The sequence below is a fragment of the Aeromonas sp. DSM 116730 genome, assembly GCF_046581335.1.
Taxonomy (GTDB): domain Bacteria; phylum Pseudomonadota; class Gammaproteobacteria; order Enterobacterales; family Aeromonadaceae; genus Aeromonas; species Aeromonas rivipollensis.
In genome coordinates, this window is the sequence record NZ_CP144265.1 from 2,930,214 (window position 1) to 2,952,966 (window position 22,753).

Below are 22,753 nucleotides of genomic sequence, written 5' to 3' on the forward strand. Positions count from 1 at the left end.
GCCAGATTCCTGGATATGTTCATCAAGTTTGGCCTTATCCTGGCACTGGGCTCTTTCTGCTTCACCGTGTTCTCCCCCTTCATGAACATGATGTTGTGGGCCCTGATCCTGGCCGTCACCCTCTATCCCCTCCACCAGCGCTTTGCCGCGCGCCTGGGCGGGAAACAGGGCAAGGCCTCTACCCTGCTGGTCTTGCTGGGGGTGCTGCTCATCGTGGCCCCTACCGTCGTCATGGTCAGCTCCCTGGGTGACAGCGTCAGCTCCCTGGTCGACAAGGTGAACAACAACACCCTGGTGATCCCGGCGCCCTCCGCCGACATCGCCGACATTCCCCTGGTGGGCGCCAAGCTCCATGCCGTCTGGCTGAAGGCCTCGGTGGATCTGCCCAGCCTCATCGTCAGCTACAAACCGCAGCTCGGGGATCTGGCCAAGAAGGTCGTCGGCATCCTGGCCAGCATGGGGGGGGGCTTGCTCGGCTTCGTCTTCTCCTTCATCGTGGCCGGCATCATGATGGCCTGGGGCGCACCGGGTGCTGCGAGCGCCGATCGCATCGCCATGCGCATCACGGATGAACGCAAGGGGCTGGCGCTGACCAAGCTGTGCACCAGCACCATACGTGCCGTCGCTCAAGGGGTCATCGGGGTCGCCTTCATCCAGGCGCTGCTGGCGGGCATCGTCATGATGCTGGCAGGGATCCCGGCCGTCGGCATCTTCTTCGTCCTGGCGCTGATCCTCGGCATCGCCCAGGTGCCCGTGATCCTGGTGACGGCTCCCGCCATCGCCTACATGTGGAGCACGGGTGATCACGGCACTGCGGTGAACATCATCTACAGCGTCCTGCTGATCGTCGCAGGCATGGCCGACAACGTCCTCAAACCGCTGCTGCTGGGTCGCGGTGTCGATGCCCCCATGCCGGTGGTACTGCTGGGCGCCCTTGGCGGCATGGCGGCCAGTGGCATCCTCGGCATGTTTATCGGTGCCACCCTGCTCTCCATCGGCTATCGCATCTTCATGGCCTGGGTCAACGAAGGTCTGGCTTCTGCGGATAAATAACCCCATGGCCGTCCAACGTCACACCATGCGCCCCCTGTTCACGGGGGGCGCGTGCCTGTTATTGAGTGCCTGCACAGTGCTAGGCCCCGACTATCAGGCTCCCAGAGTCGAAGAGATGGCCAGCTGGCACAGCGCCAGCGAGGGTCAGCAGGCGAGCGCAACCGCCGACTATCGCCAATGGTGGAACCGGCTCAACGATCCCGTGCTGAGTGCCCTGGTCGAGGAAGCGCTGCGAAAGAATCCGGACGTGCGGATCGCTGGTTTGCGGATCCTCGAGGCCCAGGCCCAGCTCGGCATCGCCGAGAGCCTGCTCGGCCCCCAGGCCACTGTGGGCACGGGCGAGTTCCTGCAAGCCGGACAGACCCGCAACGGCCACAGCAGCACCGGCAGCAGCTACGGCGCCGGGTTCAACCTCGGCTGGGAGCTCGACTTCTGGGGCAAGTTCGAACGCGGCATCGAAGCGGCGGATGCCAACTACTTCGCCACCCTGGCCCAGTATGATGACATCCAGGTGCTGATGGCCGCCCAGGTGGCCCAGCTCTATGTGAGCATCCGCACCGTGGAGGCTCGCCTCTACATAGCCCGGGAGAATGCCCGCCTCCAGCAGCGCAGCCTGGAGATCACCGAACGGCTGTTCAAGAGCGGCAACAGCGCCGAGCTGGACGTGCAGCAGGCCAAGACCCAGTACCTCGGCACCCTGTCCGGCATTCCGCAGCTCGAGACCAGCCTGCGCCAGAGCCAGAATGCCCTCTCGACCCTGATTGCCAGACCCCCTGGCCCCCTGCCCGAGATGGGCACCAACACCGGCAAGATCCCTCAGGGCGAGCTGGCTCTGGTCACCGAGATGCCGGCCGATCTGCTGCGCCGACGCCCCGATGTGCGGGTCGCGGAGCGGCAACTGGCCGCCCAGTCGGCCCTGATAGGGGTGGCCGAGAGCGAGCTCTACCCCTCCATCACCCTGCTCGGCACCCTGGGCGTCAACGCCACCAATGGGGAGAGCGGCACCTTCTCCTGGGCCGTCGGCCCTTCGCTCAGCTGGAACCTGCTCGATCAGGGACGGCTCGGCAACCAGATCTTGGTGCAGGACGCCCGCTTCCAGCAACTGCACGAGCGCTATCGTGACAGCGTGTTCAAGGCGGCCCGCGAGGTGGATGACGCGGCCGTGGCCTACGCCAACGGCCAGGACGAGATCGCCCTGCTGACCCAGACCGGCGAGGCAGCTCGTCGCTCCCTCGAGATAGCCAACACCCAGTATCGCGAGGGGATGGCGGACTTCCAGCGGGTGCTCGACTCCCAGCGCGCCCTGTTCAACCAGCAGGAGCGCCTGGTCAACAGCCGTGGCGCCCGGATGCGCGATCTCATCACGCTCTACAAGGCACTGGGTGGCGGTTGGGAACAGGGGCGTGAACGCCCCCTGGTGACCCCGGAGGTGGAGGCCCAGCTGCGCACGCGCGCCGACTGGGCTCCCCTGCTCGACGCAACCCACTCCCCCATGACACAGAAGGCAAGCTCCCATGACTGACAGCACTGCATCTCCCGGCCAGGCCAGCCGCCGCGCCACCCTAGGGCTGCTGGCTGCAATCCTCCTCCTGCTCATCTGGTATCTGCTGGCGGACAGGCTGACCCCATACAGCTCCCAGGCCCGGGTGCAGGCCTTCGTGGTCCCCGTCGCCGCCGAGGTGTCCGGCCAGATCAAGCGGGTCTATGTTCACGACAATCAGGACGTGGACGCAGGCTCCCCCCTGTTCGAGATAGACCCCGAGCCCTATGACATTGCCCTGGCCAAGGCCAACTCCGACTACCAGACGGTCTTGAGTGGCGTCAAGGCGAACACCGAAGGGGTCAAGGCGGCCGAGGCCTCCCTGATGGCCATGCGCGCCGCCTATGACAACGCGGCCAAGGATGCGGAGCGCCAGGAGCGGCTCTATCGCGAGGATCCGGGCGCCATCTCGGTGCGTCGCCTCGAGGTGGCCCAGGCCACCCGCGAGACGGCCAGGAGCCAGGTGGCGGCAGCGGAAGCCGACGTCCGCCGCGCCATCGAGGCCGCCGGGGCGAGCGGCGATGACAACTCCCAGCTGCTCAGCGCCCGCTCGGCTGTCCACAAGGCGCAGCTGGATCGCCAGAACACCCGAGTGGTGGCGCCGGGTCGCGGCCTCATCACGGATCTCAGCACGGATGCCGGCCAGTTCATCGGGGCCGGCGCACCGGCCATGACACTGATCGCCATCCATGACGTCTGGGTATCGGCGGATCTGACGGAGAACAACCTGGGCAACGTCCGGCCAGGGGATAAGGTCACCATATTGCTCGACAGCTTGCCCGGACAGCTGTTCAAGGGGGAGATCCGCAGCGTCGGCTACGGGGTAGGCGATGGCAAGAGCCAGCCCGCCGGTGCCCTGCCCACTGTGGACAACAACCGTGACTGGCTGCGTCAGGCGCAGCGTTTCCCGGTCAAAATCGCCTTCCAGAGTGATGACTTTCCACCGGTCGAGGCGCTGCGGGTCGGCGGCCAGGCCGATGTGCTGGTCTACACCGGTGAGAGCGGGGTGATGCACTTCCTGGGGGCGCTCTATATCCGGCTGATGAGCCTCTTCTCCTTCCTCTATTGAGGCGCCATATGCATAACGCCGACAGGGCTGTACTGCGCATTGGCACTGGCATCGGGCTCGCGGCGGGGATCTGTTACGGATTGGCCCTGCCCATGCCCCACCTCGGCGTCATCATGGCCTGGGTGGTGCTGTGCCGACCCGGGGAGGCCCTCGGCCTGAAGAAGGGGCTGGCAGGGGGACTCCTGCTGCTGGGGATCATGGCCGCCGGGGTGCTGCTGGTCCCCCTGCTGACCCACTATGCCCTGGCGGCCGTGCTGCTCATCGGCCTGCTGCTCTACCTGCTGATGCAGCAGTCGATGGCCGGCAAGGGGGCCGCCGCCATGCTGCTCATCATGGCCATTACGGTGATCCCGGTGGCCGGGCTCATCGAGCAGTCCCTTGCCATCGCCATCGCCCAGATGATGGGGTTGGGGATCCTGATAGGCACCCTGGTCAACCGCATGGCTCACGCGCTCTTCCCTCCCCTGCCGGTGGCGGGAGCGGCGGCAAGGCCGGTGCCATTGCCCCCCGAACATCCCAAACGGCTGGCGCTGCGCGCCGTCGCCATAGTGCTGCCGGTGTGGCTGCTGGCCCTCGGCAACCCGGCATTCTACATTCCGGCGGTGATGAAGACGGTGGCGCTGGCCCAGCAGAGCACCTCCCTCAACGCCAGACAGGCGGGCCAGGAGCTGGTGCTCTCGACCCTGATGGGCGCCCTGCTGGCCTGCGCACTCTGGCTGGGGCTCAGCCTCTGGCCCTCGCTCTTGATGCTGGTGCTGATGCTGGCCCTGATGACCCTCTGGCTGGCGCGGCGTCTGATCCGGCTGGTGGCGAGCCGCTGCTCGCCGTCGTTCTGGAGCAACGCCTGGATCACGGCGCTCATCCTGTTTGGCCCGGCCATCGAGGACAGCGCCACCGGCAAGGATGTGTGGTTGGCGGCGGCCATGCGTTGTGGCCTCTATCTGGTGGTGGCCGGCTATGGCTGGCTGTGTATCTTGCTGCTCGAGCAGTGGTGGCCGGTCGGCCGCCCACTGGCAGAAGCCAAGTTAGGAGACTGACATGTTTCTCATATTTATGGTCGGCATCCCGGTGATCCTGATCAACATGCTGTTGCAATCCCTGGTATCCGTCTGGTGCATCCGCTTCTACATCAAACGGTTCGGCAAGCGTGAGGGGGTGCTGGCAGGCATGCTGGCGCTGTTTGGCATCATCACCCTGGTGATGCTGGGCAACCTGGCACAGATCGGCGTCTGGGGCGGGCTCTTCCTGTGGCTCGGGGAGTTCGACACCCTGCAGGAGGCCGTCTACCACTCCGGGGTCAACTTCGCCACCCTGGGCTATGGCGACATCGTCATGAGTCCGCAGTGGAAGCTGCTCGGCCCCCTCGAGGCGGTCAACGGCGCCCTGATGATAGGCCTCTCCGGCGCCTCCATGCTGGCGGTCTTGCAGCACCACATTCGCAAGCAGCTCAATGACGGCGCCCCCTGATCGGGCTGTGTTCATGGTGTAAAAATGGGCCACTCCATGGAGTGGCCCATTTTCATGCAAAGCAGTCGATTGGGCCATTTCGGCCGGGCAGGACTATTCGGCAATGGCCAGTTGCCAGGTCTTGAAGCCACCGGAGAGGTTCTTCACCTTGAAGCCGTGCTGGCTCAGCAGGCGACAGGCCACATGGCCGCGCAAGCCCACCTGACAGCTGATGAGCAGCTCTTTATCCTTGGGCAGCTCATCGAGGCGGCCACGCAGCTCGTCGAGGGGGATATGCAGGGCACCCGGTATGCGCCCCAGCTTGTCGAGCTCGGGGGCGTTACGCACATCCACCACTAGCTGGTGCGGGTTGCGGGCCTGCACCTCGGCCGCGTGGCAAAGGATGCTGTCCCCCTTCAAGTGGTTGCTCGCCACGAAACCCGCCATGTTGATCGCATCCTTGGCCGAGCCGAACGGCGGCGCATAGGTGAGCTCCAGATCCTGCAAGTCAAACACGGTGAGCCCGGCACGTTGGGCCACCGCCAGCACGTCGATGCGCTTGTCGATGCCATCCTTGCCGATGGCCTGGGCGCCGTAAATCCTGCCATCCGGGGCAAACAGCAGCTTGAGACTGATCGGATGGGCGCCCGGGTAATAGCCGGCGTGGCTGCCCGGGTGAACATAGACCTTCTCGAACGGCAGACCCAGCTGCACCAGCCGCTTCTCGTTGAGGCCTGTGCTGGCCACCGCCAGGTCGAACAGCTTGCAGATGGCGGTGCCTTGCGTCTTCTTGTAGGTCTCGCTTCGGCCCAGCATGTTGTCGGCGGCGATGCGCCCCTGACGGTTGGCCGGGCCCGCCAGCGGGATCAGCACGGACTCGCCGGTGACGAAGTCGGTCTCCTCCACCGCATCCCCCACCGCGTAGATGAAGGGATCCGAGGTGCGCATGCCGGCATCCACCTTGATGCCGCCGCGGGGTCCCAATTCCAGCCCCGCCTTGGCGGCGAGCAGGGTCTCGGGCTTGACGCCGATGGCGAGGATCAACAGGCCGGTGTCGAGATGAGAGCCGTCATTGAGGGTCAGGCGCAGGCCGGCACAGCTGGCGACAGATACGGCCGAGGTCTTCTCTGCCGGCACATCCAGACGCTCGATGGCAGAGAGACCGGTGCGCAGACGCAGATCTATCCCCTCTTCCCGGATGCGGGCATGGAGCATGTTGGCCATCTCTTTATCCACCGGCGCCATCACCTGATCGGAGAGCTCCAGCAGGGTGACCTCCAGCTTGCGCTGATGCAGCGCTTCCATCATCTCCAGCCCGATAAAGCCGCCGCCGACCACGGTGACATGGCGCGGCTTGTCATGGTGCAAAGCCGCCAGGATGCGATCCATGTCCGGAATGTTGCGCAGGGTGTGCACGCCCGGGCTGTCGATGCCGGGGAAAGGAGGACGAATGGGCACCGCCCCCGGGCTCAGCAGCAGCACATCGTAGGGCTCGCGCCGCTCCTCGCCGGTTTGCAGGTTGCGCACCAGCAGACTCTTGCTCGCCTTGTCTATCTCGATCACCTCGTGGAAGACCCGCACATCGACGTTGAAACGGCGCTTGAAGCTCTGGGGCGTCTGCAGCAACAAGGCATCCCGATTGGGGATATCCCCTCCGATGTGATAGGGCAGACCGCAGTTGGCGAAGCTGACAAACTCGCCCCGCTCGAACATCACTATCTCTGCCTCTTCGCTCAAACGACGGGCGCGGGCCGCCGCCGATGCGCCCCCGGCGACACCACCCACAATCAGGATCCGTTTCATCTGCAAGACTCCACTCAACGAGAAATTGACATTAAATTAGAGCAATCTAATTTAGGTTTCAATGAAATTTTGTTTGCCGCGGATTTGCAGTATTCTTGCCCTCCGACAATTGCTCAACAGGATAGTGTCAGTTCATGTCGTCTACCGCGCTCAGTCATCTCCCGACAGCCAGCCAGGCCCCCCTGTTCTTTCGCCTGGATACCCGTAGTCAACGGCTGGTCGCCCTGACCGATGTGATGCAGACCCCGCTCCACTGGCTTGATGAGCCCCGCAGCGCCTGGCCGGCCCAGTTGCCGGATGCCCTGCGCCAGCCCATAGAGCAGCGGCTCACCAGCGGCAAGGGGGGCAAGCTGCTGCTGCGCTTTGCCGCCCAGCAGTGGCATATCTCCCTCTCCCATGAACAGGATGCCTTCTGGCTCATCTGCCTGCAGACCCAACCCCAGGAGAGTGCGGCCAGCTTGTCGCTGCAACTGCCGCGCCTGAGCCAGATGGCCAGTCAGCAGCAGTATGCCCCCATGCTGGAGAGCCTCAGGGAGTGCCTGGGGGCCGATCGCCTGATCCTCTGGCACTACCAGGCCAATGGCCCCCTCGGCAGCGAGCAGCTGACCCCTGTCTTCACCCTGAATGCGGATTCTGTCGGTGCCATTCGCGGTGACAGTCGCTACATCCGGGCCTTGCGTACCCGGGGTGCCCTGAGCTTCTCGGAGGCCGCCCACCAACCCATGCTGAGCCAGCACTATTATCTGGCCAATGCCAATGTCAGCTCCCGCCTGGACGGCGCCCTGCTGGAGCAGGAGAAGCTCATCGGCGTGCTCAGCCTCGAATACGCCGAGACGACCCTGATAGGCGAAGAGACGCTGCAGCTGGTGCGCCACTGCGCCCAGTTGCTGGGCCACTGGCAGCCCGAACTCGAGGTGGCCGAGGCCTCCCCCTTCACCCTGCCAAGCGGGCTCAGTTGCAACACCGGCAATGAGTATTGCCGCGCCCTGGTGCGCTGGGCCATGACGGCGAGCGGCGCCCGCATCGGCTGGCTCGGAGAGTTTCAGCTGCGTGGCCAGGATCTCTGGCTCATTCCCCGCTGCGTACTGGAAGGAGAGACCTTCTCCGCGGTCAAGCCCATGCGGATGGAGATAGGCCCGGGCCGGGAGATCTTCCAGCACGGCCAGAGCCTCTATGTGGAAGACCTGCCCCTGCGCTATCCCCAGGCCACCCAGCTGCTGGCCCTCAACGCCAAGGCCTACATTGGCATTCCCCTCCAGGGCCAGGGCGGCGTCCCCCTGGGTCAGATCACCCTGCTGCTCGACGGGCCGCTGGCCGACCCCATTCCCCTGCTCGATGCCCTCTACGAGCAGCGTGAGCGTGCCGCCATCGAACTGCAGCGCCTCGCCAACGACGATGCCCTGCGCCTGGCCGAAGTGGCCTTCAACACCCACGACGGTCTGCTGGTGATGGATCACGGCGGCATCATCCTCAAGGTCAACAACTCCTTCAGCCGCATCACAGGGTTCGGGGATGACGAGATGCTCGGTCAGCATATCGAGGCCCTGAGGCCCACCTACTATGGCGACAGCCTCAAGCAGGAGGTCATTGCCGCCGTCGATAAGCAGGGATACTGGCTCGGCGAGGAGCAGTGTCTGCACAAGGAGGGCCATCTCTTCCCGGTGCGGCTGATGGTGAGCGGCGTCAAGGATGAGGAGGACGAGATCAGCCACTTCGTCTGCAGCTTCCACGACATCACCCAGGAGAGGGAGGCGGCCCGCCACATAGAGCGGCTCGCCTATTACGACGATCTGTGCGACCTCTACAACAGGCGCAGCCTGAACGACATCATGCAGCGCACCCTTGCGATCCCGAGCGGGCAGTGGGGGGCATTGCTGCTGCTGGATCTCGACAACTTCAAGTCGATCAACGACTCCCTCGGCCACGCCTGCGGCGATCTGCTGCTCCAGGCCGTGGTGGTGCGGCTCAAGTCCCTGCCCCAGGAGAACCTGGTGCTGGCCCGCACCTCGGGGGACGAGTTCGCCCTGCTGTTCACCGCGCTGGGCCAGGGCTATGTCACCGCCAAGATACTGGCGGAGCACTTCGCCCGCGAGCTGATGAGCATTTTCCGGCTCCCCTTCGACATCGGCGATCACAAGCTGCACTGCAGCGCCTCCGTGGGGATCAGCCTGTTCAGCGACGATGACAAGGATCACCTTATCCTGATGCAGCAGGCCGATACCGCCGTCCACATGGCCAAACGGGCCGGCCAGGGCAACCACATATTCTTCAGCGAGGCCATGGCGGAGAAGGAGAAGAGCAAGCTCTCCCTCAACAACCAGCTGCGCGATGCCCTGCGCAACAACGAGCTGGTGCTGCACTATCAACCCCAGTACAGGGTCGACAACGGCAGCCTCTCCGGCGTGGAGGCCCTGCTGCGCTGGCAGAAGATGGACGGCACCATGATCCCCCCCGGGGATTTCATTCCCATCGCCGAAGAGACCACCCTGATCCAGGAGATAGGCTACTGGGTGATGAAGACCGCCTGCGCCCAGTACAGCTTCTGGCTCAACAACGGCCTCGCCATCCCCCATCTGTCGGTCAACGTCAGCGCCCGCCAGTTCCACACCGCCGGCTTCGTGCAGCAGGTGGAGTACGTGCTGCGCGATACCGGGGTTCCGCCGTCGCGCCTGCTGCTGGAGGTCACCGAGTCCGTGGTGCTGGAAAACCGGCTGGACAGCATCGCCAAGATCCGCCAGCTCAAGGGGCTGGGCATCCTCATCTCCATCGATGACTTCGGTACTGGTTACTCTTCTCTCGCCTATTTGCGCGATCTGCCCGCCGATGAGGTCAAACTGGATAGGAGCTTCATCCAGACGCTGGTGCACAGCGAGCAGGACAAGGCCATCGTCAAGGCCATCCTGGATCTCGCCAAGGTGTTTCGCTTCACGGTGACCGCCGAAGGGGTGGAGGACGAGGAGCAGCTGGCCGTGCTCAAGGCCCTGGGATGCCAGCACTACCAAGGCTTCCTGACCAGCCGCCCGCTCCCCGTCAAGGCACTGGAGAGTCTGCTGGGTGCCACCCCGGCAGGCTAAACTGGTAGGATTTATAGGGCTTTATGTCATAAAATAACGACCGCTCGAACCCTGTCCGAACAATTGGAGTCGTCTATGTCAGTCATTAACCGGATCCCTGCCGTTGAAACCAGCGGCCCTGCCGATCAGGGCACTCAGCGGATCCCTGCCGCCACCGTTAGCGACACCAGCAATCCCGACATCATTGGCCGGATCCATTCCGTCGAGACCTGCGGCACAGTCGACGGCCCCGGCATCCGCTTCATCGTGTTCATGCAGGGCTGCCTGATGCGCTGCAAGTATTGCCACAACCGGGACACCTGGGACACCCAGGGCGGCCGCGAGGTCACTGTGCCCGAGTTGATGCAGGATCTCACCAGCTACCGCCACTTCATGAATGCCTCCGGCGGCGGCGTCACCGCCTCCGGTGGGGAAGCCATGCTGCAGCAAGAGTTCATCGCCGAGCTGTTTGCCGCCTGCCAGGCGCAAGGGATCCACACCTGCCTAGATACCAACGGCTTCGTGCGTCACTACGACGAGCTGCTCGATCGGGTGCTAGACAACACCGATCTGGTGCTGCTCGACATCAAGCAGATCAACGACGAGAAGCACATCCCCCTCACCCATGTCAGCAACAAGTACACCCTGGAGTTTGCCCGCTACCTGGCGTCCCGCGGCCAGACCATGTGGATCCGCTACGTGGTGGTGCCCACCTGGTCCGACGATGACGAGAGCGCCGAAGGCCTCGGCCAGTTCATCGCAGAGCTGGGGAAGTGCGTCGAGAAGGTGGAGCTGCTGCCCTACCACGAACTCGGCAAGCACAAGTGGGACGTGCTGGGAGACACTTACGATCTGACCGGGATCAAGCCCCCCAGCAAGGAGACCATGGACAGGGTCCAGGCCATCCTCGGCAAGTACCACCCCAACGTGAAGTATTGAGACAGGAGGCCGCCCGGCACAGGGCGGCCTCTTTTTATTGCGCCCCTGGCCTTGCAGCGCCGGCACAAGAGGAGAGGTCATGAGTGAAGGACAAGTCGCCGCCCTCCTGCTCTGGCTGGTGCTGCTCGCCTTCAGCCTGAACGCCTCCCTGCTGCGCACCCTCCACGCCAACCCCCTCTATCAGCACCTCTGCCTGGGGAGCGCCATCGTCCTGGTGCCGCTCTGGACCTTGCGGGCAGGCCTCCACGAGGGGCTGGAGATCCACTTTCTCGGCCTCACCAGCCTGACCCTGCTGCTGGGCTGGCGCCTCGCCCTGCTGGCCCCCTGCCTCACCCTGCTGATCCTCGGGGCCTTTGGTGTCACCAACCTGGCGGAGTTCGGCTGGCAGGCGCTCATCGGTGTCGCGCTGCCGGTGGCCACCAGCTGGCTGCTGTTTCTGGCAAGCTGGGCCTGGTTGCCCCGCCACCTCTTCGTCTACCTGTTCGTGGCCGCCTTTCTTGGGGGGGCCCTCAGCATCTCGGTCAAGATCCTCGCCAGCGCCCTGCTGATGGGGATGAGCGGCGCCTACCCCTGGCACACCATCAGTGCCGACTACCTCTCGATCTGGCCGCTGCTACTCTTCCCCGAGGCCCTGCTCAACGGCATGGCCATGACACTGCTCGCCGTCTACCGACCCCACTGGGTCAACACCTTCTTCGACAGGGAGTATCTGGGGCGCTGAACCAGGTATGATGGTCGTACCGGCCCATGCCACGGGTACCCTGAACGTCGAACACCGCTAAGAAGACCTGATGAAAATCTAGAATCTGTAATCGATGTGGAGTGTATGGCTGTCCAGTGACGGGTTGTGCTCATACATGTGTCCATTGGACATATGTTCATACTGGTACCCCAACAGCCAGTTCCGATTGAAGGCATACCCCAACCCCAATCCTGTTGATAGCTGGACAGGGCCACCATAGTCCTTGAAACCATTCCCCTTGTGCCCGAACTCATGTTTGCTCAGCCACAGTACCTCAACCGGCATCCATACCACCCATTGGCCCCACAGGCATTCAGCACGCCCTCCAGCACCCAACCGGGCCCCGGATTCATGGCCAACATCCAGCACGCCACCACGCACTCCCAGACCAAACTGACAACCCGATTCACCCCATTGCCAGAACATATGGTGGAACTTGATGTCAGCAGTATAAATATCGAGCTTCTCGTTTTCGGCAGGTGTTCCTAGCTGCACAGCCACGACTTCGTCATTGGCAATGGCTGTCGTGCTCATGCTCAGCAAGAGCAATAATCTGGCTATCGAGTGAAGATTGGCGTCCATGCCCCCTCCTGCATCCTGATGTCCCCGCTTTGTCAAGCGTCAAACAGGTACACATCAGGCATAGTCAGTGAGGGAAAGAGCTGTCAACTCAACACCAAAAACTAAAAATGCATATGTTTTCGAAGAAATAGTCTACAAAATTAGCAGTTGAGCGTTATGTTCAAGGGGATAACACTAATGACCTACACTATGTAAGCCTTAATAACGTTCCCTGCCACACCAACCACATCATTACTTCTGATGCAACAAAAATATCCATCATCAAATGGATATCTCAAACATTCCTTATTTAAGAGCTTTCTAAATTGACAACTTCTGCGCTAAAAATACTCATCAGACCTGTTTCAATCATTACTGAAAACATGAAAATATAGTTACATAACAATAGATTAAATCACTCTGGCGCTACCAGTTACACGACTAATATGTGTTGACTCATTCGCAACCCACAGGTAATATGCGCCCGGAATAAAATTAAACATGACGAGCGTTTCGAAATAACGCAATATATGTGAGCTCGGCTCCAGCACGACTGGAAAGCTATTCAAACAGGGCTGTTGATGACAGTCCGCCTTATGTTTTTAATTTTATTTCAAGCCTCAATTTGACCCCCCTAGGCCGGAGCAATGTCACTTCCGTGCGGTAGCTTTTCTCTTTTTTTACTTTTGAGATAATGTACTTCCATGTACAGTTTCGGTACAGCACGACCAAGGTAGGACATGAGGCAAGTATTATCGCAAGACGAACACCACCGATAACACAAAATTAACGCATTATTTACATTTCAAGTTTTGACTCCATGGATAATATTGACACATGAACTACGCAACCCGGTTTCTGGCGATATCGCTAGCCATGTCTATCGCTGGCTGCGCATATGAGCCAAAGCAGGTCGAAGCCTCCCGTCCCCTCGTCAATCCATCATCGACCACAGCACAACAAGCCATGCCAGCAAATCTGCAACAGGCGCTCAATACCCAACCTCAAGGGGCAGCACTTAGCACGAACGGCGTTACCTTCACCCTGGGTCAACGCTATGTGTCGGCCATGGGACGTGAGTGCGTTGACCTGCTGTTCAACAACATGCAAGGCCACTCACAAAGAAGTGTCGCATGCAAGAGTGAAGAAATGTGGTACCTGATACCTCAATTGGATCAAGCTTCTGTCAGCAGCCTTCTTGCTGAACAATAAAACTCGAAGGTATCTGTTTTGAAAATGAACGTTCGTCATCTGAGTACCCTCCTGTTTCTCATCAGTGCCTCCTGCACCACCATGGCGGCTAGTGCACCGGACCAGGCCCTGGCAAATGGGGCATCATTTGGCTATAACCTGTCGGGTAATTCAGGGGATAACAATCGGCCCCAACTTGGCGGCCAGTCATCGCTGAGTGGTCAAGCCAGCACAAGTTCAACAACCGGCAGTTTTGCGCAACAAAATCGGCAAGGCATGTTGCTGCCAGGTGAGGCAGATGTGCGGAAATTACTGCCACAGGCCGAAGCCGGACTCCCTCCCCCCTACGGCGCCAACCTGTTTGCAGGTGGATATGAAACTGAACGCAGTGATGGCTTGAATGACAATTACCTGATAGCACCAGGTGACAAGCTGAATATCTGGATCTGGGGCGCAGTCAATTTCTCCAATGTGGTAACGGTCGACAATCAGGGCAATATTTTCATCCCTGATGTTGGCCCCATCAATGTCAAGAATGTTCCTGCCAGCCAAATCAATAATCTGGTAACCAGCAAGATTGGTGATGTATTCACCAACAACGTCAACATTTACGTCAATTTGCTGACGACAACCCCAGTGAGTGTATTCGTGACAGGGCCGGTGATCCGCCCAGGCCAATATGCCGGACAATCGTCTGACAGCGTGCTCTATTTCCTCAAGCGGGCGGGTGGCATCGATTCAGAGCGTGGCAGCTACCGTCAAATCAAGGTCTTGCGCCAAAACCAGGTCCTCCAGCAGATCGACCTGTATGAATTCATGCAGAAAGGCAAAATGCCCAAGCTTTCCCTGAAAGATCAGGATGTGATCCTGGTGGAACCCCAGGGGCCGATGATCAATGTGGCTGGCAAGGTTCGCAACCCATTCCGCTTCGAATTAAAGCAGCGCAATACCCTGGGTTCGGAACTGGTCAATTATGCCCTGCCCCTCGCCAAGGTGAGTCATGTCGGGGTAATTGGCGATCGTGCAAACGGTCCCTTCTCTATTTATCTGCCTTACAAAGATTTTGCTCAGGTCCAACTCAAGGACGGCGACAAGGTGCTGTTTAACGATGACATGCATGCACAAGTTTACGATGTGCAGGTCACCGGCAGTTATATGGGCCCCTCTTACTTCACCGTCCGCAAAGAGACCAAACTGCACGATCTGCTCAACCACATTCCGATCAATCCGGATCTGGCCGATTACCAATCCATCTATCTGATGCGAAAGAGCGTGGCCATCAGGCAAAAAGATATGCTGGATGAGTCGCTCAACCGGCTGGAGCGCAGCGTATTCACCGCGCCGGCCAGTTCGGATGGTGAGGCGACCATCCGTGCCAAAGAGGCCGAGCTGGTCATGCAGTTTGTGGACAAGGCTCGCAAGATTCAACCCCTGGGCAAGGTCGTGGTCGCCGACAAGGGCATCATCGCCAACATTCAGCTGGAGCAAGGCGACCAGATAGTGATCCCGAACAAGACTGACCTTATCCAGGTGGGTGGTGAAGTGTTGATGCCACAAGCCGTGGTCTACAACGCCAATGCCGACCTCGATGATTATGTGGCCTGGGCCGGTGGGTTTACCGAACGAGCCAATGATCAGCGCATCGCCGTGGTCCATGCCAACGGGCTGGTGGAGTTCAAGGGTCAGGGGAACGTTCAACCTGGGGATCAGATCATGGTATTGCCCAAGGTTGACAGCAAAACCATGCAGTCGGTCAAAGACATTACCCAAATCATCTATCAGATCGCCGTGGCGGCGAACGTAGCCATCAACTAAACCGCCAACCGAACAATGCAGGCTCGCCAATCGGCGAGTCTGCCATACGGTAAACGACTCAATGCATAAACCCATTCTCAATCAAACACCTCGAACGCCCTTGCAGGTGCTGCGCGATGTGACGTTCGGTTTGCTTATCCGAGAACTGAAGACCCGTTTTGGCAGTTACCGGCTTGGCTATGCCTGGGCCTTGATCGATCCCTTACTGATGATCAGCGCCTTCAGCCTGATTTTCGGGCTGCGCGGCCACAGTGGGTTCGGGGGGGCGCCGGCACCACTCTTTATAACTGCCGGCTATTTGCCCTTTCTCTTTTTCAAGAATGTCGTGAGCAAGCTGCAATCCGCAGTCAGCGCCAATATGGGGCTGTTCTGCTACCGGCAGGTGACTCCGTTCTCTACCTTTGTTGCCCGCTTCATGCTCGAGACCATGATTGGCATGATGGTTGGTATCATCCTGGTACTGGGGCTGCTCTGGTTCGGGTTCGATGCCATTCCGGCGGATCCCTTGCAGGTGATCCTCATCTATTTGCTGTTGATGGTGTTCTCCTTTTCCCTCGGTATCGTCTTCTGCGTTATCTGCACGCTATTTCAGGAGGCAGACAAGTTCCTCGGTCTGCTGATGATGCCGCTGATGTTTATCTCTTGTGTGATGTATCCCCTGATCAGCATCCCAGTCCAGTATCAACACTGGTTTTTATGGAACCCGCTGGTGCATGCCCTCGAGCTGATCCGAAGTGGCTGGATCGCCGGTTACAGCAGTCCCAATGTCAGCGCGGCCTATCTGTCAGGCGTGACCCTGCTGCTGCTGACTTTTGCCATGAGCTGCTATCGTCTGAGCCATCGCCGGCTGATCGCCAGTTGATCGCCAATGAGTGCGGAATAACATGATCATTCTCGACAATGTATCCAAGTACTACCCCACCAAGTTCGGCCGCAACTATGTGCTGCGCGATGTGAGCATCACACTGCCGCAGGATCGCAACATCGGTATTCTGGGGGTCAACGGTGCGGGCAAATCCACCCTGCTTCGCCTGCTGGGCGGTATGGATACACCCAATCAGGGCAAGGTAACGCGCCATTGTCGCGTCTCCTGGCCGCTGGCCCTCAGTGGCGGATTTCAAGGGAGCATGACAGGGCGGGAGAACACCCGCTTCGTCTGTCGTATCCACGGTGTACGCGATACCCAAGAGGTGGAGGAGTGGGTCAAGGAGTTTTCCGAAATAGGAAAGCACTTCGAGCTGCCAATAAAAACCTACTCCAGCGGCATGAAATCCAAGTTCTCCTTTGCCGTCAGTATGGCTTTTGACTTTGATATCTATCTGACCGATGAGATCACTTCGGTGGGGGATGCTCGTTTCAAACAAAAATGCATTGATACCTTCAATCAAAAGCGCGAGACCGCGAGCCTTATCATGGTGTCCCACGACATGAAAAACCTGCGCCAGCAGTGCGACATGGGGATATTGCTGCGCAACAGTACACTGGAAATCTTCGACAATATCGATGACGCCATCCGCATTTATCAGAATCTCTAACAAGCTGCATTCACCATGACCCAACCTATCCGTTCCGAAAGACCATCCCGCTTCGCACGCAAACTGCGCAAGCTCGGCAATGAGCCCAAGCGTTTCTTTATCGACTCCAGCGGCTTTCAGATTGCCCACCGCTCCTGGCAGCAGAGCCTCAAGCTCGGCAGTTTTCTCTGGGTCGTCGCCTGTTTTACCATTGCGGCTCTCTATCTGGGGGTCATCGCCTCTGACCGTTACGTGAGCCGGGCGGAGATCATCATCAAGCAGGCTGACCAGATCAAGATGCTGCCCGATGCCCTCTCGATGCTGGGTATTGGCGGCAGCAATCATCAGGATGCCCTATTGATCCAGGATTATCTGAACTCCTGGGACCTGCTGGCAAAACTCGACAAGGAGCTTGACCTCAAGTCCCATTACCAGAACGATCAGGCAGACTATTTCTCCCGCCTGCCACAGGATGTCAGCCGGGAAGATTTTATCGAATATTATCGTAACCACCTGATGTTACGTTTTGATGAACTGTCGGGCGTGCTCACCATCGAGTTGCAGGCATTTGATCCCGAATATGGCCAGCGGGTAGTGGGCCTGATGCTCAAGGAGTCCGAGCGCTTTATCAACAAGCTGGGGCATCAAGTGGCGCTGGATCAACTGGCCTTTGTCGAGAAAGAGGTCGATCGCGCCTATCGACGGTTGCAGGATGAGAAGGCCAAGGTGCTGGCGTTTCAAAACAGCCATCAACTTATCAGCCCGGAATCCACCAGTAGCGCCCGTCTCGGGGTAGTCAGCCAGATCGAGGCCGAGCTGGTAAACCAGCAGGCGCAGCTCAAACAACTGCGCAGCTATATGAGAGAGAACGCCCCCGCCGTCATCTCGGTGCAGAGCCGCGTCGATGCCCTGACCCGGCAACTGGAGCAGGAGCGTGCCAAGCTCACCGGTCTCGATAAAGATGCCATGAACGAGATCAACGCCGGTTATCTGGATGTACAGACCCAGGCCACTCTGGCAGCGGATCTCTATAAGACGGGCCTCATCAGCCTGGAGCAGACCAGGGTCGAGGCATACCGCAAGCTCAAACACCTGCTGGTTATCAGTCAACCGAGCCTGGCACAGGATGCGGAATACCCTCGCCGTCTCTACAACTTGGCTACCGTCGGTGTATTGTTGTTCCTCTTCTATGGCTTGATAGTGATGGGTCTCGCAACCCTCCGCGAGCACCAAGACTGACCGATATATGACGTTGAATTATCTGGCTCAGACACATGAGGATCTCATGTGCCCTATCTCACTTGATGGGCCAAGGCTCTGCCAATCTGCCGACGGTTTAGCCAGAAGCCAGTCACACTTGTATCCGGCACTCTTCTTGATATAACCACCTTTAGCTAGTTCGAGAGGTACAACCATAAAAATAAAGAGATCACCTTCGAGTCGAGTAGCTCACTATTAATTCAATCTCGGCATCCAACTTCTTTAATTGTCCAGGGTTATTTTAAAACGAAGTGAAACTGATTTTTGAGAGGACATCAAAAATCATAATTTCAATTTCCACAAGGTAAGACAGAGGAACTATTTCATATTTATAGTCCCACCTGCTCTATGCCATATAATAATCAATATAAACAATGCTAAGGGATAAAATGAAAGCTGTAATTCCAGTCGCGGGGTTGGGTACCCGCATGCTACCTGCTACAAAAGCCATTCCAAAGGAAATGCTGCCTATTGTAGATAAACCCTTGATTCAGTATGTGGTCAATGAATGTATCGCTGCCGGTATCAAGGAAATAATTCTGGTCACACACTCGTCGAAAAATGCCATCGAAAACCACTTCGACAAGTCGTTTGAGCTGGAAGCAACATTGGAAAGTCGCGTCAAACGGCAGTTACTGGAAGAGATTCAATCCATATGCCCCAAAGACGTAACCATTATGCATGTCCGCCAGGGGGAAGCAAAAGGGTTGGGCCATGCAGTGCTTTCAGCTTATCCCCTTGTTGGTCACAACCCTTTCGTCGTGGTACTGCCCGACGTCATCATCGATGATGCCGCCAGCGATCTTAAAAAAGACAACTTGGCTAGAATGGTCCGTAATTATAAAGAGTCAGGTCGTTCCCAGATCATGGTTGAACCGGTGGCGGTTCAAGATGTTTCAAAATACGGTATTGTGGATTGCCATTCCATTGATATAACCTCAGGTGAGTCTGCCACCATATTTAATGTGGTCGAGAAGCCAGCACAAGATGAAGCACCATCCAACCTTGCCATCGTGGGACGTTACGTATTGACCCCGGATATATGGTCGCATTTGCGTATGACACAACCAGGAGCAGGAGATGAAATTCAGCTCACTGATGCCATATCCGAGTTACTCAAAGGTGGACAGGTCGACGCCTTCTGTATGCAGGGAAAATCTCATGACTGTGGTGACAAATTGGGTTATATGAAGGCATTTGTTGAATATGGTCTCCGCCATAAAGACTATAAAGATGGTTTTAGAGATTTTATAACATCCTTAATTTGATTTAAATAAAAGAGCGGGTATCCCGCTCTTTATGATGCAAAAATATGCGTAAACTTAAAAAGTTCTTCAAAAATCCAGGTATTTTCATTAGGGATCACTTGAATAACAAGTACCCTGTAATTCGTAATGAGATCGCTTGTTCAGAGAATGAAGAGCATATTCTAATGCGACACGATCTTGCATTGGAGAGTCAGATAGACATTGACTTTCCAATTGATGTTGTTTTTACATGGGTTGATGATGCAGACCCTGAATGGCAATCACGCTATCAAGAACAAAAACTGCTGATAGATGAAAGCTATGTAGGAAAATATGCTGTCGATCCAGCTAGATTTAGTAATCATGATGAACTGAAATATTCCTTAGGTAGTGTTTTGAAGTTTCTCCCTTGGGTCCGGCGAATATATATTGTCACAGATAACCAGTGCCCTAAATGGTTGACGCCAAGTGATAGAGTTCGTATCGTTGATCATACTGATATTATCGAAGCACAGTATCTACCCACATTCAACTCACATGTCATAGAAGCCCACCTGCACCGGATCCCAGATTTGGCAGAGCACTTTATCTATTTTAATGATGATGTTTTTGTTGCCAGACCGCTTCCTGCAGGCCACTTTTTCAGAAGCAATGGCATCGCCTCACTTTTTATGTCAAAAAAAAGTTTGTCGATCATGCAAGAAAAAGGAACTAATACACCAACATTATCTGCGTCATTAAAATCAGCCTCCATATTAAACCATGACTACAGTTTTCTAGTCGACCATCCTTTAGTACACACTTATGTACCACTTAGAAAAAGTATGTATGAAGAAAGTTGGAGATTATACCGTTCTGATTTAAAGAAATTTCTCCCAAATAGATTTAGAACGAATCATGATATTAATTTAGCAACTTTTTTCGTACCTTGGCTCTCCTATATAAGGGGGGTTGCTGTACCCTCCAGAGACATTTGCTATTATTTTAATGTGAGATCTCCGGCTGCTGCGGCATACTTTAAAGCTCTTGAAATAGCAAAACAGAAAGGGACGCTACCCCACTCTTTTTGCGCAAACGATTTTAATGTAAAAAATATAAAACAAAACAGCAATGTTAAATTACTACTTTCTAATTATTTTAATAAGACATTGGGATAAATAAGTGAACAAACTAATTTCAATCATCATTCCTGTATACAATGTTGAGAAATATATTCGAGACTGTATAGATTCATTAATAATACAGACTGTTGATGGCTTAAGCTTTGAACAATCCATTGAAGTTATTTTAATTGATGATGGAACTCCTGATAATTCAGTTGAGATAATAAAAGAGTATCAGAGCACCTATAGTAATATATATCTTATACAGCAGGAAAATGCCGGTCAATCTGTAGCTAGAAATAATGCAGTGAAGATAGCATCTGGTGAGTATATATTTTTCTTGGACTCAGATGATTTACTACCTGCAGATGCATTATCACCATTATATAAGTTGGCAAAAGAGACTGGTTCAGAAGTCATTGTTTCTCATAGTAAGGCGTTCAACTCCAGAAGAAGTTGGTTTATAGAAGAACATGCCGAAGTTGCGAGCGCTGCGCTACGAAAAGTGAAATTCTTTCATCACTCAATGTTAGTTAAAACCCCAGCACCTTGGGCAAAGTTATATAAAAGAAATCTTTTATTAAGAAACAATATCGAGTTCCCTATTGGTATCAAGTTAGCCGAGGACTGGATTTTTGTAATGAAGGCTATGTATAAATCCAATCATATATCTACCACTCCACATATTAGTTACTTGTATAGGGGAAGAGATGATGAAGATAATCCATCCTGCACTCAGATAGTAAATGAAAAAGTATTCTATGATTTGACAAAAGTATATGACCTAAGTTTACAATTTAGTTTGCCAGAAAGACAAACTTATTTAGCAAAACTTTTTATTCTCCGTGGCATTCTCTATAGATTAACAAAGTATGCTTCAGATTCATCCATTGATGAAGCAAAACCAATATATAAACACATTCATAATTTCTTAAAATTTAAAATTGGTGATAAACCTTTACGTGCATTTACGCCACCAAGACGCTTACCGTTGTTACTCATATATCATGGCTTTTATTCCGAAGCTCACAGGGTTATGAATGGTAATCTTCAACTCTCCTGTCTTAAAAAAGGAAAAATAATTGGCGATGATGACATAACTAAAGATTACAGACACTTAATGTTGAAAAGGATAAAAAACAGATTCAACAAGATTAAAAACAAACTAAAATCTTCATACATAAATACCAAATGGCATGTTAAATATAAGTCAGCACAGCTGATAACAAGACTATATAAAAATGACGGAAACATTGTTTTGGTCGGTGAACGACTAGGAAAGACTGCCAATGATTCAAGCTATCATGTTTTTAGTTATGTTAACGACGCAAAAAAATACAAAGGCGATAAAAAATATTACTATGTGATTGACAGAAAAGCCAAAACAATAGTCAATATAAAAGAATTTGACAACGTTATTTTTTATGGCAGTCTAAAGCATTTCATTATATTCAATCTCGCATCAACGTATGTTTTTAGTGATAGTATGAGGGATGTGTTCCATCAATGGAAGCGTGTTGCGCATGAGCACGGCCATAAGAGTAAGATTTTCTTACAACATGGTATTTTCGCTTTAAATAGAGCGACTGGATACTACGATAAAAACTCAATGGAGAAGCGTTCCGAATTACCAAATAAGTTTATTGTTAGTTCTGAATTTGAAAGAAGTTTAGTATGTAGACAATTTGGCTTTGATAAAGAGGAGGTTGCTGTCACAGGTCTTTCACGTTTTGATAAACTTCCTAAGCAACGGCCAAAAATGACCAGAAGGATATTAATCCTACCAACTTGGAGAGACTGGCTGTCAAATGTAAACGAGCAACAGTTCAAAAAATCTCAATACTACAAAAAAATACATGCATTATTACAATCTAATGAATTAAATGGTTTCTTAAAAGAAAATAATCTATCTGCTGATATCTGTTTACACCATAAAATGCATGCACACTTGAAAACCTTACCTCAATCAAACTTTATATCTCTACATAGCATGAATGACATAGATGTTCAGTCATTAATAGTGTCTGCTGACATTATGATTACCGATTATTCGTCTGCATCCTTTGACATGCTTTATCAAAGAAAACCTGTCATATATTATTGGTTTGATTCTCAAAAGTTCTTCTCTACTCGCGGCGGCCCTCTTGTATGCCCCCATACAGGCATTCCAGGTCCAGTGGTTACTACTGAAGATGATCTGTTAAAAGCGATAAAGCACTTGGCATCAAACAAATTTAATATAGGTAAAGAGTACGCCAAAATAGCCAATAAATTTTTTGATTACAGGGATAATAATAATACCAAAAGAATAATTGAATTGATTGAATTATGAGGGCCAAAACTAGGCATGTAGCCTTACTTATCATGTTATCTTATATCTCATCATGAATTTAAGGTAACACTAATCCCTAGAAAAC

The 22,753-nt window shown here is 55.2% G+C and carries 18 protein-coding genes; 16 read left to right on the top strand and 2 right to left on the bottom strand.

Going from position 1 to position 22,753, the window contains the following annotated elements; all coding sequences use genetic code 11:
- Positions 1 to 15 precede the first annotated feature (15 nt).
- The 5 genes from Aeroheme_RS13270 to Aeroheme_RS13290 are packed head-to-tail and all read left to right on the top strand — an operon-like array spanning position 16 to position 5,129.
- Positions 16 to 1,053 carry an AI-2E family transporter gene (locus Aeroheme_RS13270; RefSeq protein WP_234570474.1) on the top strand — a complete coding sequence of 346 codons (1,038 nt, stop codon included), beginning with the start codon at positions 16 to 18 and terminating at the stop codon, positions 1,051 to 1,053.
- A 4-nt stretch (positions 1,054 to 1,057) separates the two neighbouring features.
- The gene (locus Aeroheme_RS13275; protein ID WP_234676559.1) at positions 1,058 to 2,575 is read left to right on the top strand and encodes an efflux transporter outer membrane subunit; all 1,518 of its coding nucleotides are present in this window, start codon (positions 1,058 to 1,060) and stop codon (positions 2,573 to 2,575) included.
- On the top strand, positions 2,568 to 3,662 hold the full coding sequence (locus Aeroheme_RS13280) for an HlyD family secretion protein (RefSeq protein ID WP_111912798.1): 1,095 nt from the start codon (positions 2,568 to 2,570) through the stop codon (positions 3,660 to 3,662). Before Aeroheme_RS13275 ends, Aeroheme_RS13280 begins: the two co-directional genes overlap by 8 nt.
- Before the next feature lie 8 nt (positions 3,663 to 3,670).
- Positions 3,671 to 4,699: a DUF2955 domain-containing protein gene (locus Aeroheme_RS13285; protein ID WP_163134898.1), complete on the top strand. Its 1,029-nt coding sequence runs from the start codon at positions 3,671 to 3,673 to the stop codon at positions 4,697 to 4,699.
- A gap of 1 nt (position 4,700) precedes the next feature.
- On the top strand, positions 4,701 to 5,129 hold the full coding sequence (locus tag Aeroheme_RS13290) for an ion channel (RefSeq protein ID WP_106887235.1): 429 nt from the start codon (positions 4,701 to 4,703) through the stop codon (positions 5,127 to 5,129).
- 93 nt (positions 5,130 to 5,222) lie between these two features.
- Here Aeroheme_RS13290 and Aeroheme_RS13295 read toward each other — a convergent pair whose 3' ends face one another.
- Entirely contained in the window at positions 5,223 to 6,911 is a 1,689-nt protein-coding gene (locus Aeroheme_RS13295; protein WP_411166007.1) for an FAD-dependent oxidoreductase, read from the bottom strand.
- Positions 6,912 to 7,045: 134 nt separating this feature from the next.
- Here Aeroheme_RS13295 and Aeroheme_RS13300 point away from each other — a divergent pair, with 134 nt between their 5' ends.
- From Aeroheme_RS13300 to Aeroheme_RS13310, 3 genes are all read left to right on the top strand, one after another.
- Positions 7,046 to 9,985 (top strand): EAL domain-containing protein, encoded by a 2,940-nt coding sequence (locus Aeroheme_RS13300; RefSeq protein ID WP_411166008.1) that lies wholly within the window; start codon positions 7,046 to 7,048, stop codon positions 9,983 to 9,985.
- A 75-nt stretch (positions 9,986 to 10,060) separates the two neighbouring features.
- A complete protein-coding gene (pflA, locus tag Aeroheme_RS13305) occupies positions 10,061 to 10,903 on the top strand; it encodes a pyruvate formate lyase 1-activating protein (RefSeq protein ID WP_411166009.1) in 843 nt (280 codons plus the stop codon).
- A 79-nt stretch (positions 10,904 to 10,982) separates the two neighbouring features.
- Positions 10,983 to 11,624 (top strand): energy-coupling factor ABC transporter permease, encoded by a 642-nt coding sequence (locus tag Aeroheme_RS13310; RefSeq protein WP_408848751.1) that lies wholly within the window; start codon positions 10,983 to 10,985, stop codon positions 11,622 to 11,624.
- A 78-nt stretch (positions 11,625 to 11,702) separates the two neighbouring features.
- Here the strand turns inward: Aeroheme_RS13310 and Aeroheme_RS13315 are convergent, their stop codons facing one another.
- Positions 11,703 to 12,227 carry an acyloxyacyl hydrolase gene (locus Aeroheme_RS13315; protein WP_408864815.1) on the bottom strand — a complete coding sequence of 175 codons (525 nt, stop codon included), beginning with the start codon at positions 12,225 to 12,227 and terminating at the stop codon, positions 11,703 to 11,705.
- A gap of 816 nt (positions 12,228 to 13,043) precedes the next feature.
- Here Aeroheme_RS13315 and Aeroheme_RS13320 point away from each other — a divergent pair.
- The 8 genes from Aeroheme_RS13320 (at position 13,044) to Aeroheme_RS13355 (ending at position 22,668) form a co-directional block, all read left to right on the top strand.
- Positions 13,044 to 13,418, top strand: coding sequence for a hypothetical protein (locus tag Aeroheme_RS13320; protein WP_106887241.1), 375 nt, complete (start codon positions 13,044 to 13,046; stop codon positions 13,416 to 13,418).
- A 24-nt stretch (positions 13,419 to 13,442) separates the two neighbouring features.
- Positions 13,443 to 15,212, top strand: a complete 1,770-nt coding sequence (locus Aeroheme_RS13325) for a polysaccharide biosynthesis/export family protein (protein WP_411167248.1) — start codon at positions 13,443 to 13,445, stop codon at positions 15,210 to 15,212.
- 61 nt (positions 15,213 to 15,273) lie between these two features.
- Positions 15,274 to 16,074 carry an ABC transporter permease gene (locus Aeroheme_RS13330; protein WP_368169347.1) on the top strand — a complete coding sequence of 267 codons (801 nt, stop codon included), beginning with the start codon at positions 15,274 to 15,276 and terminating at the stop codon, positions 16,072 to 16,074.
- A gap of 22 nt (positions 16,075 to 16,096) precedes the next feature.
- Positions 16,097 to 16,747 carry an ABC transporter ATP-binding protein gene (locus tag Aeroheme_RS13335; RefSeq protein ID WP_275058440.1) on the top strand — a complete coding sequence of 217 codons (651 nt, stop codon included), beginning with the start codon at positions 16,097 to 16,099 and terminating at the stop codon, positions 16,745 to 16,747.
- Between the two features lie 15 nt (positions 16,748 to 16,762).
- Positions 16,763 to 17,965 (top strand): sugar transporter, encoded by a 1,203-nt coding sequence (locus Aeroheme_RS13340; protein ID WP_368169346.1) that lies wholly within the window; start codon positions 16,763 to 16,765, stop codon positions 17,963 to 17,965.
- Positions 17,966 to 18,375: 410 nt separating this feature from the next.
- Positions 18,376 to 19,254, top strand: coding sequence for a UTP--glucose-1-phosphate uridylyltransferase GalU (galU, locus tag Aeroheme_RS13345; RefSeq protein ID WP_411166010.1), 879 nt, complete (start codon positions 18,376 to 18,378; stop codon positions 19,252 to 19,254).
- Between the two features lie 44 nt (positions 19,255 to 19,298).
- Complete coding sequence (locus Aeroheme_RS13350) at positions 19,299 to 20,390, top strand: stealth family protein (RefSeq protein ID WP_411166011.1); 1,092 nt, start codon at positions 19,299 to 19,301, stop codon at positions 20,388 to 20,390.
- Positions 20,391 to 20,394: 4 nt separating this feature from the next.
- Positions 20,395 to 22,668, top strand: a complete 2,274-nt coding sequence (locus Aeroheme_RS13355) for a CDP-glycerol glycerophosphotransferase family protein (RefSeq protein WP_411166012.1) — start codon at positions 20,395 to 20,397, stop codon at positions 22,666 to 22,668.
- Positions 22,669 to 22,753: the final 85 nt, after the last annotated feature.

Bases quoted from the DNA above. Each gene is read 5' to 3' on its own strand.
- Aeroheme_RS13270 (WP_234570474.1), top strand. From the start codon at position 16: ATGTTCATCAAGTTTGGCCTTATCCTGGCACTGGGCTCTTTCTGCTTC.
- Aeroheme_RS13275 (WP_234676559.1), top strand. From the start codon at position 1,058: ATGGCCGTCCAACGTCACACCATGCGCCCCCTGTTCACGGGGGGCGCG.
- Aeroheme_RS13280 (WP_111912798.1), top strand. From the start codon at position 2,568: ATGACTGACAGCACTGCATCTCCCGGCCAGGCCAGCCGCCGCGCCACC.
- Aeroheme_RS13285 (WP_163134898.1), top strand. From the start codon at position 3,671: ATGCATAACGCCGACAGGGCTGTACTGCGCATTGGCACTGGCATCGGG.
- Aeroheme_RS13290 (WP_106887235.1), top strand. From the start codon at position 4,701: ATGTTTCTCATATTTATGGTCGGCATCCCGGTGATCCTGATCAACATG.
- Aeroheme_RS13295 (WP_411166007.1), bottom strand. From the start codon at position 6,911: ATGAAACGGATCCTGATTGTGGGTGGTGTCGCCGGGGGCGCATCGGCG.
- Aeroheme_RS13300 (WP_411166008.1), top strand. From the start codon at position 7,046: ATGTCGTCTACCGCGCTCAGTCATCTCCCGACAGCCAGCCAGGCCCCC.
- pflA (WP_411166009.1), top strand. From the start codon at position 10,061: ATGTCAGTCATTAACCGGATCCCTGCCGTTGAAACCAGCGGCCCTGCC.
- Aeroheme_RS13310 (WP_408848751.1), top strand. From the start codon at position 10,983: ATGAGTGAAGGACAAGTCGCCGCCCTCCTGCTCTGGCTGGTGCTGCTC.
- Aeroheme_RS13315 (WP_408864815.1), bottom strand. From the start codon at position 12,227: ATGGACGCCAATCTTCACTCGATAGCCAGATTATTGCTCTTGCTGAGC.
- Aeroheme_RS13320 (WP_106887241.1), top strand. From the start codon at position 13,044: ATGAACTACGCAACCCGGTTTCTGGCGATATCGCTAGCCATGTCTATC.
- Aeroheme_RS13325 (WP_411167248.1), top strand. From the start codon at position 13,443: ATGAACGTTCGTCATCTGAGTACCCTCCTGTTTCTCATCAGTGCCTCC.
- Aeroheme_RS13330 (WP_368169347.1), top strand. From the start codon at position 15,274: ATGCATAAACCCATTCTCAATCAAACACCTCGAACGCCCTTGCAGGTG.
- Aeroheme_RS13335 (WP_275058440.1), top strand. From the start codon at position 16,097: ATGATCATTCTCGACAATGTATCCAAGTACTACCCCACCAAGTTCGGC.
- Aeroheme_RS13340 (WP_368169346.1), top strand. From the start codon at position 16,763: ATGACCCAACCTATCCGTTCCGAAAGACCATCCCGCTTCGCACGCAAA.
- galU (WP_411166010.1), top strand. From the start codon at position 18,376: ATGAAAGCTGTAATTCCAGTCGCGGGGTTGGGTACCCGCATGCTACCT.
- Aeroheme_RS13350 (WP_411166011.1), top strand. From the start codon at position 19,299: ATGCGTAAACTTAAAAAGTTCTTCAAAAATCCAGGTATTTTCATTAGG.